Annotated in this window: 9 protein-coding genes and 1 pseudogene; 4 read left to right on the top strand and 6 right to left on the bottom strand. The window is 54.7% G+C overall.

Annotation, left to right across the window (positions count from 1 at the left end; all coding sequences use genetic code 11):
* Positions 1 to 13 precede the first annotated feature (13 nt).
* The gene (gene tnpC, locus ACIIOY_RS02805; protein WP_411033104.1) at positions 14 to 1,636 is read left to right on the top strand and encodes an IS66 family transposase; all 1,623 of its coding nucleotides are present in this window, start codon (positions 14 to 16) and stop codon (positions 1,634 to 1,636) included.
* 13 nt (positions 1,637 to 1,649) lie between these two features.
* A pseudogene (locus ACIIOY_RS02800) lies at positions 1,650 to 1,883 on the top strand (DDE-type integrase/transposase/recombinase); the annotation flags it as partial.
* A 197-nt stretch (positions 1,884 to 2,080) separates the two neighbouring features.
* Here ACIIOY_RS02800 and ACIIOY_RS02795 read toward each other — a convergent pair.
* The 6 genes from ACIIOY_RS02795 to ACIIOY_RS02770 form a co-directional block, all read right to left on the bottom strand.
* Positions 2,081 to 6,796: a 6-hydroxymethylpterin diphosphokinase MptE-like protein gene (locus ACIIOY_RS02795; protein ID WP_411033103.1), complete on the bottom strand. Its 4,716-nt coding sequence runs from the start codon at positions 6,794 to 6,796 to the stop codon at positions 2,081 to 2,083.
* A 2-nt stretch (positions 6,797 to 6,798) separates the two neighbouring features.
* Positions 6,799 to 7,527, bottom strand: a complete 729-nt coding sequence (locus ACIIOY_RS02790) for a 6-hydroxymethylpterin diphosphokinase MptE-like protein (RefSeq protein WP_411033102.1) — start codon at positions 7,525 to 7,527, stop codon at positions 6,799 to 6,801.
* Between the two features lie 245 nt (positions 7,528 to 7,772).
* Entirely contained in the window at positions 7,773 to 8,708 is a 936-nt protein-coding gene (locus tag ACIIOY_RS02785; protein ID WP_411033101.1) for a phosphoglycerate dehydrogenase, read from the bottom strand.
* A 21-nt stretch (positions 8,709 to 8,729) separates the two neighbouring features.
* The gene (locus ACIIOY_RS02780) at positions 8,730 to 9,386 is read right to left on the bottom strand and encodes an acylneuraminate cytidylyltransferase family protein (RefSeq protein WP_411033100.1); all 657 of its coding nucleotides are present in this window, start codon (positions 9,384 to 9,386) and stop codon (positions 8,730 to 8,732) included.
* Entirely contained in the window at positions 9,361 to 10,323 is a 963-nt protein-coding gene (locus ACIIOY_RS02775; protein ID WP_411033099.1) for a glycosyltransferase family 2 protein, read from the bottom strand. The genes ACIIOY_RS02780 and ACIIOY_RS02775 overlap by 26 nt, the downstream gene beginning before the upstream one ends.
* Positions 10,324 to 10,504: 181 nt before the next feature.
* Positions 10,505 to 11,638: a hypothetical protein gene (locus tag ACIIOY_RS02770; protein WP_411033098.1), complete on the bottom strand. Its 1,134-nt coding sequence runs from the start codon at positions 11,636 to 11,638 to the stop codon at positions 10,505 to 10,507.
* 406 nt (positions 11,639 to 12,044) lie between these two features.
* On the opposite strand from ACIIOY_RS02770, the gene ACIIOY_RS02765 reads away from it, so the two are divergent.
* Both ACIIOY_RS02765 and ACIIOY_RS02760 read left to right on the top strand, forming a co-directional pair.
* Positions 12,045 to 13,865 (top strand): glycosyltransferase family A protein, encoded by a 1,821-nt coding sequence (locus ACIIOY_RS02765; RefSeq protein WP_411033097.1) that lies wholly within the window; start codon positions 12,045 to 12,047, stop codon positions 13,863 to 13,865.
* Between the two features lie 115 nt (positions 13,866 to 13,980).
* Positions 13,981 to 14,891: cell envelope integrity TolA family protein (locus ACIIOY_RS02760; RefSeq protein WP_411033096.1), on the top strand; the 911-nt coding region annotated here is incomplete at its 3' end.

Raw genomic sequence — 14,891 nt, 5'->3', positions numbered from 1 at the left:
TCTATTGCCACCCATGGTTCTGCCCATTCCCGACAACTTGCCGGACGATGTCGATGCGCTGAAAGCGATGATATCAGCGATGGCCGAGGAACGGGCTGCGAACGAGGCTCGGCTTGTAGCTGCGCAAGCCGAAATCACCCGACTGGAAGCGATCGAGAAAAGCGCCAACGAGCGGATCGCAAACCTTACGTCGATCCTGAAGGTTCTGCAGCGCACGCAACACGGCACGCGTTCCGAGCGGCTGCGCCTGGCCGTCAATGATGAGCAGGTGTCCTTTGCCTTCGAGGAGGTCGAGACCGGCCTTTCGGTGATCCAGAGCGAGCTTGATCGTGCGTCCGGTGACAAGCCGAAACGCACCCCGCGTCCGCGAAAGGGCTTTGCCGCTCATCTCGAACGCATCGAGGAGGTGGTCGAGCCGGACATCCCCGCCGAGTGCGCGGGGCTAGAGAAAGTTCTGATCGGTGAAGACCGCTCAGAGCGGTTGGACGTCGTGCCGCCGAAGTTCCGGGTCATCGTCACGCGCCGGCCCAAATACGCCTTCCGGGGGCGTGACGGCGTGATCCAGGCCCTGGCGCCGGCGCACATCATCGAAAGCGGCCTGCCGACGGAACGGTTGCTCGCCTATATCGCCGTCTTCAAATACGCCGACGGTCTTCCGCTTTATCGCCAGGAGGCGATCTATCTGCGCGACGGCGTCGAGATCAGCCGGAATTTGATGGCGCAGTGGATGGGTCATCTGGGCTTCGAGCTTCAGCTCTGCGCCGATTATATCCTCGAGCGGGTCAAGGAGGGCGAACGGGTCTTTGCCGACGAAACGACCTTGCCCACCTTGGCGCCCGGCTCAGGGAAAACGACGAAAGCCTGGCTTTGGGCTTACGCGCGCGATGATCGACCCTACGGCGGAACCAGCCCGCCGATGGTTGCCTATCGTTTTGAAGACAGCCGAGGCGCCGAGTGCGTGGCGCGGCATCTCGCCGGCTTCAGCGGCATCCTGCAGGTCGACGGTTACTCGGCCTATAGCAACCTGGCCAAGGCGCGGGCCACGACCGGCAGCAACGAGACGATCCAGCTCGCGGGCTGTTGGGCTCATCTTCGGCGCAAGTTTTACGACCTGCACATCAGCGGGGTCTCGCAGGCGGCGACAGACACCATCGTCGCCATGACCAAACTGTGGAAGGTCGAGGACGAGGTTCGCGGCAAGGACGCCGGCACCCGAGCCCGGCTCCGCCAGGAAACGTCCTCGACCATCGTCACCAGTCTCTTCGACCTGTGGGAAAAGGAGCTGGGCAAGGTCTCGGGAAAATCCAGGACCGCTGAGGCGATCCGCTACGCGCTCACCCGGCGCGAGGCGCTCGAACGCTTCCTGACGGACGGCCGTATCGAAATCGACTCCAACATTGTCGAACGCGCGATCAGGCCCCAAACAATCACCAGGAAGAACAGCCTATTCGCCGGAAGCGAGGGTGGTGGACGGACATGGGCCACGCTGGCCACCTTGCTGCAGACCTGCAAAATGAACAGCGTCGATCCGCTCCACTGGCTATCTCAGACCTTGACCCGCATTGTTCAAGGCTGGCCGGTAGCCGATATCGAGGCGCTTATGCCATGGAACTTCAAGCCTGACGCCATCGGCTGACCGCTTACGGACCAACGAACGATGGAGCTTCGACTTCGTCAGCGATGCGTTCACCAATGGACGGAGGTTTCGCGTTTTGACCGTTGTCGACGACTTCACACGGGAATGCCTAGCACTGGTCGCGGACATCTCCCTTTCGGGTCTGCATGTGACGCGAGAACTCGACACCGTAATGGCCCCACGCGGCCGTCCCCGAACGATTGTCTCCGACAACGGCACGGAACTGACCTCGATGGCAATCCTCAGGGGTGCCGGCAGATCCGTGTCGAATATTACATCGCAGCGACTCTCCGAAACGCTGGAGGAAACTTGGGACTCAGGTCATCAGGTCCGAACAGGGCCAAAACCTGAACAGAGCTAACTTACAAACACGGACAATCAGGGGACGTGAGCTCGCCTTGCCTTGTTCAACGCGAACTATGATGACTATCCGTGGGCCGATGTCTATTGCTGCGATAACACCCGCGATTGCGCAAAAGTCTTGACACGTTGGAAGTGTTGAACCAACGGATCGTTGGCAGGCAGAGCAGCAAGCGCCCTTTCGACCTCATCTGAAACTGCATTGTTATTTAGCCGGGCCACGCCGGCAGAAAAATCGAGAAGAAGATCGGACGCAAGACGACGAAGGAAGGCGCGTTTGTCTTGGGCAACAGTAATGGGCGCCGATGACAGCTGTACGCCTGTCTTCGAGAGGATTTTGGGAAGGATACGCTCTTTTCTCTTTCGGCCTGTAAGCGGGTCGCGCAACAATGTCTCATAGTCGACCCGATCGAATACCTCCAACTTGCCGCCGATGGTTGTATTGTATATCTTCCGGCCGACTGCCTCATAAGAAAGCTTGGCTTGGCGATAGTTAAGCGCTACACGGTCAAGCTTTGGATCCTTCCACGTCTTGCCTTTACCAAAGTAATCTTTATGAAAATGGTTTGGATCGTCGGTGTCTGATAGGAGCACATCACCATTGCGCTTATGGCTTTCAGGAATGATATAGTCAAAATCCATTCCAATTAGATGAACTTCGGTAAATCCCATAAAGAAAGCCAGTTGCAGATTTATGTAGGTCACCGATTGTCCGCAGTAGAGGACTTTCGATGCGTCTGTAGAAAAGCGCGGAACCACATAATTAGGTGAACTCTTTTCATAGAAACTCCGATTCATCTCGAAGAAAAACGTGTTAGGCGTTTTGGGTACAAATCGGCGATAAAGGGTGGGGAAAAACTTGAAGGGCGCGTTGAAGGCGCGGATTTCTTCCACGTTTTCCTTCATTACAGAACTGTCCTCGACGACATAGAAGGTGGGCATGAAACCCGTCTCGCGAGTCTTGTAATAGAAAGAGTTTACCCCGAAAGAGAATTCTCCTTCGAGTAGTGTGAGATCATGACGATTCAATGAGGGCCCATTGCCGATGATGAAGCAACGCTCGCCTTTATAGCGGTTATAAAAGCTCGCAAGCTCTTCCGAATCCGGCGGCTGTGTCCCGGCATAAACTTCGCGCTCGGCATAGTCGGAGAGACCCCTAAAGTCAGGCGGGAAAATCAAGGTGCCTGAAACCTCGCCTATTTCCTGATAAGCAAGAGCTGAAGCGCGTTGGCGCTGACCATTAATAGTTAGGGGAACGTTAGAACGATAGAGATCAATGTCACCAAAATCCCGGGCGCGCTCAATCATCAACCCAGTCGTCTGCGCCTTTGGCGCATGGTCGCAGAGCCGATGAATAAACTCGAAAGGCTTGATCTCCTCGTGATAGCGGCAGCTATAGTTTTCCTGTAAGTGACTGAAGATTTTATCGAAATTCACCCGCGCTGCTTGATCGCTTGGATGATAGAGATGAACATAGGTCTCGGGTAACACTTTGATCCGCGCTGGATCCAAATGATTCAGAATCGTCACATCAAGTGCACGGTCCTCGCAGGAATAACCGATGTACTGCTCGAAGCCCTTGAGTGCCAAGAAGATTGCGCGACGGAAAATCACGATCCCTCCGCAGAGTGTGACCGGATTTTTTACGCGGGCCGGATTATTCAAGTGATCGAGCTTACGGCTCGAAAGGATTTTCTGCGCCTCTTCATCTGAAGAATAATAGATATTGACATAGGGTGAACAAACATCAGCCGTCTCATAACAAGACACAATCCCAGAAACAAAGCTTGCGCCAGTAAGAACGTCTGTGTCCATCAATGCCACGACTTCTGCATCCTTACAGAAGTGGCGTACAGCGACATTGTATCCCCAGCCGCGGTTGTATTCCCTATCATTGAATATAAATTCGTAGCGAACATAATCCTTGGCTTGCAAATTGGTGAGGTTCAGCTTCGGATGGTTGTCTTGTTCGACTAGCAACACATCAAAGAGATTAGCATAATAATAATCGATCCAATCCAACAATGCACGAAGGTTGCTCAACCTTTCGGGTGCATCATCGAGCAGCCTGAATCCTATCACCAGCGTAGCGAGCTTCTGACCCTCACGACCGACACGCTTGGTCAGGGCCGCAATCTTTCCGGAATTCATACGCTCGATTTGCTTAAAAGATTGAAATTTCATCTCCGGCCAACGAATCTGCAACTTGGGAGTAGCAGATACTTTCATCGGTTCAGCCGGTACCGTACTGATCGACTTCGCTTGCGGTATCATCTGCAATCGTTCCATCAGTTTGTCATAGATCCAATCGCTTCCTGCTTCGGTCAGGTGAAGATTATCGCAGGTATAACGCTGCACTTCGACCTCGTCCCAAGCCATAAGGTCGATCACTCTCTCAGCAGGAAAGCTGGCGGCAAAGCGCGTCGAATACTCATGAACGATCGACATATTGGCCGGACGCTCACGTGGGTAGTCACCGCGCCAGCCCGGAATGAACCGGTTGGCCGTAATGAAGATAAGATTAGGAATTGAAGACAATCTAGAGGCTAGTTTCTCAACTCCGGCCTCAAGCGGATACATGTTGATGGTTCGTTCGCCCTCGTAGATAGTCTCGAAGGGGTTGGCCAAATGGTTTGCCATCACCTCAATGCCGAAGATTTCGTCAAACTTTTCCTTCTTAGAATTGATGATTTTTTTCGAATAGTCGCGAGTGTTCAGTCCGAGATTACCTAAATTCTCGGCCACTTTTCTGTTATAGATATCTTCGATTGCATTTGACAGCTTGCGCGGCGACCATTCAACAATGCCTGTATAAAGGACAACATGATCATAACGCGCCAACTGCTCCGGAGAGAACGACATCAGGAAGTCAAGCGATGTCGTCCATTTCATTGGGCAGAGATAGCTTTCGACCTCAAGCCGCGGATCCTTGGCCATGCGTTCGGCGAAAACATCGTGGTTGCAGCCACGTGGCTTATGCTGACCACGGCTGTCTGTGAAGATCAAAACCCGCTTTCGCGTTGGAATTGAGATTCGGACCGGTTTGGCCCGACCTTCCTGGGCTTGATTATCCTTACCGTATTGCAGATAATCGGCCAATGCTGCGAGCGGTATTTTAAGCCCGAGCCCACCATCTGTATTGCCAACCGAGTCGAGTTGTGCAAGCACCATCGGCAACCAAGTTTTCGAAGCAAAAAGCCGAGGAGAAGGGTAAAGCTCTTCGTTTGAGAAGGCCCCGTAGTCGTGCGCTTTGCTCCTACAATCAAAGCTGATGATATTTAGAATTCCATCCTGGGCCGCATTGGCGAAATCGAGGCGGAAACGCATCTCAATCTTGTGAAGGATGTCGTCCGACAACACATCCGCAATAAGAACGTAATCATCGCTATTATCCTGTCGTTGGACATGCAGCGATAGATCGAAGTGGCGCGAGGGCAACACCTCTTCCCCCGCAATCTCCTGAATATGGCAATCATAAGCGTGAAGACCAAACCGCCCGCCCGCAGCGATCGGCAAATTGCCTGTCTTTACCACTTGTCGGCTGACGAAAGCAACGTTCCGGTCAAGCGGCAGCACCACGGGCTCAACCGTCTGCCGCCCTGGGTTCAGCAATGCGGTCAGGCTTGCCAACATCGAGGTTTGGTCCCGCTGAGCTGCATGCAGGAGACCGCGAAAGAACTCGAATCCGTAAGAAGCTAGTGCCGAAGGAAGCAGTTTCGTCGTCTTTTCAGCTGGATGTTCTCTCATATGACGCACGAATGCGGTCTTTAAAGTGCGTAAGCCGAAGAACAGACTCTGACGTAGAGTGAATTCGCGCTGGGTGATTGTTAGGTTGCGGCCGCCAGCTTCAACCCCGCGCAATAATCCGATGCGTGCTGCATAAAGCAGGCTACGAGGCTGTCCACTAACAAAAATGTCATGAATAGCAGCGATTTCTGGCAACAGGTAATGGTGGAAACCGGCGGCTTGCGTGCGGAAGCCAAATTCGGAATCTTCAAAACCGAACGGATTGAATATTTCGTCGTATCCACCTGATCGTTCATAAAAGCTGCAGTGAAAGGCGCTGATCCCGCCGGCTGTGGTGCCGATACGAATTGGTTTGCCTTCGGCAAGTACCGAGCCTAGCAGATCCGGGTCGCTGCGTAGCGTAGGGAAGCGGGTGCGGAAAATTTCCAGAAATTCCGGTTGCTGATCAGGTGCATCCGAATTATCGTCGATTGGCGCTCCGAAATGAGCCGCCCAGACATTACTCACACCGGCATGCATGATTGCATCCAAGGCTGCCTCCTCGCCCAAGATGTCGCGCACCTTTGGCCAGAACGGTTGGAGGAGACTGGCATCGCCAGCTAGGCGGCCACGCAACTCTGACCAATCACGTACACCATCTAGCGCTGCAAAACATCCCATTACCTTGGGGCCGTCCAGCAAAACAGGCTGAATCAATCCTACATTTGGATCCTGTGCCTGAATCTTCTGCCAATTTGCAGCGATACGCCGAAAATAGTCTTGCTCAAAAATAATGTCAGTATCACAAGAGACTAAAAATTCCGCTCCCTCAGCTATCGCGGCACGGATCAGATAGTTTCGCCCGCCGGCAACTCCAAGATTACGTCCGGCGCAAAGAATACGAATATGTGGCGATACATTAGAAGCCACCCCGCGTATATCCAAACAATCTTCATCATTGATCAAAAGCCAAAGCTTGACATCCGATCCTAGGAATGGGCCTACCTGCGTTAGAAAACTGGCCGCCTTGGCTAACTCACGGCGCTGATAGAGGACATAGACGGCGATCTGCATTTTCATTTGCCCCAGAGCATTTCGAGATCGATACGGGGGAATATCTCAAGCTCTCCGCCGAAGGTTGCGTTCATGATAAGCCGGCCCGCTGACTCAAACTCAAATTTAGCGCGTAGATAACTGCGTTGTACCCGGCCCAAACGTGGATCCTTCCAAGTCTTGCCCTTACCGAAATAATCCTTGTGGAAATGGTTAGGATCGTCGCCTTCAGAACGAATGTGATTTCCGTTCTGATGATGATCTTTAGGTTTTGAGTAAGAAAAATCCATTCCAACCAAGTATACTTCTGTAAATCCAAAATAATATGCAAGTTGCATATTGATATAGGTAACCGATTGCCCACAATAAAATAACGGTTCTGCTTCTATATTAAACTGCGGTGTTCCGTATTTTTCCCTTTGATTGCGATTATAGAAAGAGGTGTCCATTTCAAATATATGGCAACTCTCACCAGATTTTAGTTGATCAGCATAGCGTTTGGGTAGAATTTTGATTACGCCCTCGTAGGTATCAATATCATCTTTGTTCTCGTTAAAAACGAGATTATCCTCTACTACATAAAAAGTCGGCTTGAAGCCTTTATCTCGGGTCATGAGAAAGATGGAGTTTACGCCGAATGTGAATTCGCCTCGCATGCGATTCATGTCGACTTTGTTCAGAGAAGGGCCATTTCCAAGGATGAAGCACCTTTTACCATCGTATTTCCTATAAAACTCGGTAACGGATGGCATGCTTAGACCTTTCGGAGATTTGGTGCGTTGGATCGTTAATAGCACTCATGTAAACTACAAAAATCTATTTGTCATTTTGCCCCTTAGAGGAAACAAGAGCATCAATCGCTTAGGACCTGATTTTCTGTCCTGTTATTTTTCATCGATACGGACCCCAGAACATTCCGTATCGCTTTTGGCAGGCTGTCTTTAGCTCAAACAGATGTGCTCGTGGAGCCTGCAGCGCCGACCTGATGAGGGCGTTATCAACCTAATTCCTTGAAAAAGCCGGACAATCGATCGATCGCGGTACGGCTTGCGCGAATCACGCCGTCGATGGTGTTCGAGCCGTTGTGGGTGCCGAGGATAACGCGTTCCATCTCGCGAAGAGGGCTTCCTGCGGGCAGGGGCTCGATCTCGAAGACGTCCAGCGCGGCCGAATGCACATGGCCCGATTGCAGCGCAGCGATCAGGGCGGCCTCGTCGATCAGAGGGCCGCGCGCCACGTTGACGATGCGGATGCCGGGCTTGCAGCGTGCCAGAATGTCCGCATCCAGCATGTGGAAGTTGTGCTGGTTGAGTGCACATGTAAAGACGAGGAAATCGAGAGTGTCGACCGCTTCGGGCCAAGCCGCGCGCTCGATACCGGGAATGCCTGCGTCATCGACGCCGGGATCATAGGCCACAACCTTCAGCCCCAGCGCTTGAAGGCGGGTAACCGTGTTGCGGCCGATGTCGCCTAGCCCCACCACGCCCGCACGTCGTCCCGAAAGACTAATGCCGGCAGGCTTGAGCCATTTGCCGTCGCGGACACCGCGGTCGATCAGGAAAAGCTGACGGGCGAGGCTGATGACGAAGGCGGTCGCTACGTCCGCCACCTCGGTTCCGAACATCTGTGGTGTATTGATGATCGGAATGCCTAAATCCTTGCAGGCAGCAAAGTCGACATTGTCGACTCCGATCCCCCACTTCACCGCGGCCCGGAGCCGGCCCGCCTTCGCGACTTCGAACACGGATCGGGTGGCCGGATCGTCGCCTATGATCCAGCCGTCATAACCCGGAAGCAGAGCCTTCAACTCGTCTTCGCTCAGAATCTGGGTGACCTTGGCTGGATGCAATTTCAGCCCGCGCTCGGCGGCATATTCCATGAACAGGTCGATTTGTCCCAGCATTGGCGGGCATGTCACAAGAACATTCTTCATCGTCTCTTTTCCCCCGGCCTGTCAGGCCGTGTGAGCGCGCAAGGAGGCCACGGCTTCGGCCAAGGCCCAGTCTTCCGGCGTGTCGATATCGATCGCTTCCATCTTGTCCATGGCATAGAGCAGCGGCTTGCGCCCGATCCGCGCATTCGTGCTGGCAAAGCTGTCGCGCGAGAAAATGTAGAGATTGGAATTCTCCTCGAACCACGGCTCCAGGTCTTGTGTCTGGATGAGATTGTCCGGATCATGGTTCACCGGGCTGCCATCGGCCCGATAGAACCGGGTCTGGATTTTGTTGACCGTGAACAATGAATCTGCCGTCCCTGCTGCCACGCCGTTTTTGTACTGGTCGAGTGCGGCGCGAATCGTCGCCGTGCTCAGCATGGGGTTGGTGGCATGGGTCATCAGGTAGGTGCCAGCCTCGACAGCGGCAATATCGTCGGCGAGAATGAGATTCATCGACACCGTATCGCCGCACAGCTCGGGCTTGCGGTCGCGAATGCGTACGCGGTCGCTGTCTACAAGACCGTTTTCGGCCAGGATGTGACGCGCATCGGTGTTGATCACTACCTCATCAATCTCCTCTACGGCCAGCAGGCTGTCGAGAATCCAAGCAAAAAGAGGCTTGCCATGAAGCGGGCGAAAATTCTTGGCCTTAACTCTTTGGCTGGTGGCCTTCATTGGGAGAAGGGCGACATAACGGCCTGAGCCACTCATCTTGATCTGCCTTTCGCGAAACTTCGGGATAGAAAAAGCGCTCCTTCGCCTGACGCGAAAGAAGCTTGTGTTCATGGTTGCCCTTATAGGAACCACAATACTGGTTCCAGCGGTAGCGCAACATATCCAGGTTCGACGTCGAACGGATCCCGTTCCTGCGTGCCGAACGCCAGTCGCCCAGGGTGCTGGCTGTCACGAAACGCAACACATCGAACCAGGACAGGTGAACCTCCGGCATGATCGACCGCAGTGCGATGGCCTCGCGTTCGAAACGCCTGCGGACCTGTGGCCAGCTTTCCTGGTGGTGATGGAACACTGGCGCTTCCGCAACGTACCCAATGCGCTGCCCAACCGCGACCAGCCGTTTGGCTAGATCCATGTCCTCCAGCCCCGTCAGTTCCTCGTCGAAACGATGCGTTTCCCAGGCGGAGCGCAGTACTGCGGAATTCGCGTTGTTGCAGAAGAAACCGTCCTGGGGAATGCGCGACTGCTCGGTGAAGTATTTTGCGAAAATCCTGCGCTCGCTGTAATTGCTGTTGTCATCGCCGATCTGCCTTCCGTAGCTGTAGGCGACCTTACCATCGATTAGCGGTTGGCACAGAGTCTGCAGCCAGAATACGTCCACCGGAACGCAATGGCCTGAAATCAGAACGAAAATATCGCCGGTCGCAAACTCACAACCCCGATTGAGCGAGCGCCCGAACGAGAACTCGGATCTGGAGATCGTGGTGATCTGTGCTCCAAACTTCGTAGCGATCTCGACCGTTCCGTCAGTCGATCCGGAATCGACCAGCACAGTTTCAATATCGATCCCATCCGTGCGCTGTAGCGATATCATCGCAAGCAGATCGCCAAGATAACGCGATTCGTTGAGTGTTCTGATGATGATGCTGGCGCGCATGGGCAATCAGGAGGTAAACTACAATATAAAAAGCGAAAGTATCGATGTCGACCGATCAAAGGAACGCTTAACGGATTGCTCCTGTATTGTCCATGTCTCGGAGAGAGAATTGGCTCGGGTCAAGCAGCGATCGCCGGAGCCATCGCAGCAGTGTCTACGAATGAATGCGCGGGTAGCCGATTTATGTAAAATCCGCATTCGGCGGCCTGCCTTCCTTGAAACCGTGATCAACGTAATGTTGGAAGGGCTCAACGCCGGCGTTGGCAACATCTTGGTGATGCTGTAGATACCAATCCGGATCAACGATACCCCAATCGCGGACGATCTTGATCTGTCGCGTCCGGCGCGATCTCCATGGCCAGTCTCTCAATTCGTTGCCTTGGAGAATTTTGGCAATGAGCTGGTTCAAGGTTTCCAGCAGTTTTTGTTTCTGGGTGCTCAAGGCATCGAAATCCGCCTTGTCTCTAGCGGCCCGGGTGGTCACTCCCTTCAAAGTCGCTTCCAGCCCTTCGACACGGTCCTCAGCTGCGGTCAGCGCTAGTTTCATGTCGGAAAGCTGGCGCTGCTGCCCGGTTGCTGCGTCGGCATGATCTTGGATTGCCTGCTGCAAATACATGATCTGATCGCGCAACAGTGCACGTTCCGCTTCTAGGTCGGATTGGCGGACTTTCGCCTCGCTCAGCTCGACGCTAGTCCGAATCTGAAGCTCCTTGATTTGTAACGCAAGTTGCTCGCGATCCGTCCGCATGGCGTCGAGTTCCGACGCGGCGGCATCGGGATCGTAGCGGTATGCCTCAAGCGGCAATGCTGCCGCTTCGAGCGCGCTGCTCAAACGTGTCGCGTCGGCCTCGCTGGAGACGATCTGGCGTGCTAGAAGGCCTTGCCAGGCAGACCACACCAGCTTTTCGGATATCAGCCAGCCGCCCGGAAAATCCTGGTCGCCGAAACGGCGGGACAGCGCGTTTAGGAAATCTTCCGGCTGCGTGAGAACCGAAGTGATTGAAACAAAAGTCAGTTGGCGGCGGGCTTGACGATGCCTTGCGAGCAAGTTCTCGGCATCGTTCATCCACCTCGCCAACACCTGGCTAGGCAATTGCCCCGACAGCAAGCCGCGAGCGACAGCGTCTTCAGCCGTTTCGTAAAGGACCAGGCAAGACTTGCGTCCTTTCACAGGCCAGCGAACGTCTCTTTTGGCCGGCTCTCCTGAGGAAACGGCGGAAATGACATCAATGCCGCTTCCCTTAAGGAGCGCCGTGAGCTTTTCAACAACCGCATCATATTGTGAGTTGGCGGTGGTCGCTGATGGAGTTGTCACAGTGGTTCCATTCCCAACTTCTACAGCGCCGTACGTCACGGATGGTGGCGCTACAAACACTTTTCAAACATGCCGCATCATTCGCGAAAACGTTCTGACCTTCAGAAATGATGTAGGAGAGCACTTCGCTGAGTTTGATTTGCGATACGCTTCGTCCCCGTGCAGTTTCAATATCCGCCGACGCCTTGCACTTTACTGGATTTGCTCTGCCCTTGCGCAAATGGCCCTAGTTGTAGGCGAGATGGCTAAACGATCTAACCAGGAGCGTCAATCCCCGATGAGGACATCGCGGCGAGCCGCATGCGTCCAGGAGGCACCTGATGATTCCCGCCTTGCGGCACATTTCAAACTTCATTACCCTTGAAAGCTTCCGGCCACTGTCGATAGCGCGTGTCCGGCGCGCCACATGCATTTCGCAGATCGCCTACGGAACACATTTGCTATGCATCTTGGGCATCGGCAGCCTCTCTTCCCAAAAATCTCGTTTATCCTGTGCGAACCCGGGCCGCGGGAAAAGAGGGCACGCGCCATAGCTTACCTGCGGGCTCACCCATTTCGCGATTTTGAATGCATCGTCATAGACGATGTTGGCATCCCGGCGGAGGCTGCCGCCGACATGGCCAACGGCGATCCCCGTTTCTATTTCGTACGCTTTCAGGCGTCGGCATCGCTCGGCGCAGCGCGCAATACCGGACTTAGGCTCGCGCAGGCCCCTTATGTCGCCTTTATACAGGATGAGGCTCCGCCAGCCGACCTTGAGCAGATGCTCCATCGACTGGACACAACCCGGTATGCGGGTCTCCATGCTGGAGAGCCTGACGACCGTGCAGAATTGCGGCTGGGACAGGTGGTGCTACGTACCGCGGTGGCACGCGCGATCGGCGGGTTTGCAGAAGCGGACAGACCCGATGGCAAGGCGTCGTTCTTCCACCGCCTCCTGAGTGCGGGCTACACGTTCGCGCCTGCGCGATCGGAGAAACAGGACGACGCTCCAAGGCCTGCGATGCCCTCGCCCGTCGCGCCTTCCACAAAGGATCTGCCGGTTCTGTTCATTCCGCACAAGGATTATCATGTGTGGACTATCGGTTTACTGGCGCCGCGATTGAGGGCCTTCGGTATCAATTTTCTGACGCTTGACCTGACGCCTCAATGGGGAGACGCCGGCGTACGCTCCGCCGCCGGCCGATACGGTATCGAACTGCTGGGGTTGGGCGAATTCATGCTTGGCCGTTTCACCCCCCGGGTGATGGTTACCTTCAACGACTGGGACTATATCTCCCGACCGTTGATGCTCGCCGCCAAGGCGGCCGGCTTGACGACGCTCGGCATCGTTGAGGGCATCCAGGACTATGATGATGTCGATATCGCGGTTGATCGGAATGCCTATCGGCTGGTCGAAAACCTTATCCTGCCCGGCGTGTTCGATTACCGCTATTTTGCCGATTCCTCCGGTCAGCGCGTGTTCGTAGCCGGGATTCCACGCATCCAGGCCATGCGCAACCAGCCCGAACCTCCCCATTCTCCGCTTGCGCAAAGGCGAATCCTGATCAATTCGAATTTTTCTTATGGCGTTCTCGCCCAGCATCGCGACGACTGGCTGAGGGCGGCCGTGCGGGCGGTCGGGGACGCGGGCTATGAACCCGTCATCAGCCGCCATCCTGCCGACAAGGGAGAATTGTTTCCCGAATTGGTTTCGAAGGACGGATTTTACGAAACGCTGCAGACCTGCTGCGGCTCTGTGCAACGCTTCGCCAGCGGCGTTCTCGAAGCGATTGCCCATAATAAGCCGGTCTTCTACTTCAATATTCACAAGGAAAAGGTGGACAAGTTCACCTTCGATCCGATGGGAACCTATCCCGTCAGCCACTCGGAGGCTGAGCTGGCCGCCGATCTGCGCGAATTGCCCGACTGGCAAGGCCGGGTGCGAGAAAACGGTTCTGCATTCCTCGATCTTCATGCTGGCAAGCGTAGCCTAGATATCGAAGGCAAGATCTGCGACATCATTGCCGCTCTCGCTGTTGGATCGGTCTCGACCGAAGCCGCCAAGACGTTCCATGCCTGCCTACGCACCGTCGACCGGTTGACCGACGCCTTTTGCGCACCGGATGCAGGTCCGAACGCGCCTTTTTTCAGGCTGGACGGCGCCATCGAGCGGCTGAAAGCTGCGACTTGGGAACAGGAAAACGAGGAAGCTGCGCCCTGGTCGTCTGAAACCAACGATACATGACAATGGTCTGTGTCGCGCTGTTCATATTGCGATTTGGCTTCTTTATAGTCCGATTCTACAAGTGTGGCTGTTCGGCAATGAAGCCAGACGGTGACCGATTGTTAGGAGTGCCGACATGGGTGACAGACCCAGCGATGATGCTGACAAGAATACGATACTTGCCGTCGTATGGGGTACATATGAAACCTTAAAATGGTATTTTGAACGACATCCTAATGCTCGCCCTCCTAGAGTTATGCTGCTCGATCCGGTCGGAAACGAAGACGCAGTTCGCTCCTGTTTACCCTGGGATGAGACCCAAGTTACTAAGATCGCCGCTATCCCCTCGGACCGAGATGGCGAGATAGAGATGTTTTCCTATACCCAACCCGGTTTGTTCAGCGTTCAGCCGACCACGCCTGCCCTGCAGTCACTATTTCCCGGGCTCCGTATACGGAAAACCGTGACGGCAGAACATGTTTCTGCCAAAACCCTAGCCTCCGCCCTGGGTGAGGAAAAGGAAGGGTTCTCGCTCGTTCTGGAGACACCCGGCGCGGAAATGTCGATGCTCGAGTATTTCGAGGAAACCGGGCTTCTCGATCAGGTCAACAATATCTATCTGCGGTGCGGCGCGGAGGTCTTCTTCAACGATGCATCCGATGAAATCCGGATCTGTAGCTGGTTGAAGGACCGCTTCTTTCAGCTGGTGGCGCGCAATGATGAGGATGCCGATTGGCCGCAACTGGCTTTTGTCGCCGATATCAATGCTCATCGGCTGGCTGGGTTGGAAACACGCATTCACGAACTGCAAAAAGCCATTGCCGAGCGCGATGCGGACCTCACGGCTGCCCAGTCGGGACGCAAGCAGCTTGAAAAGGCGCTAGGTAAGGCGCGCAGCCAGGCCGAGGCGGACAAGAAGGCGATAGCCGAGCGCGATGCGGCCCTTACGGCCGCGCAGGCCGGACGCGAGCAGCTTGAAGAGGCGCTGAGCAAGGCACGCAGCCAGGCCGAGGCGGACAAGAAGGCGATAGCCGAGCGCGATGCGGC

The organism is Shinella agrisoli, assembly GCF_046557955.1.
GTDB lineage: Bacteria > Pseudomonadota > Alphaproteobacteria > Rhizobiales > Rhizobiaceae > Shinella.
Note: the sequence above shows the minus strand (reverse complement) of the source record. Positions and strands in the feature narration are given on the sequence as shown.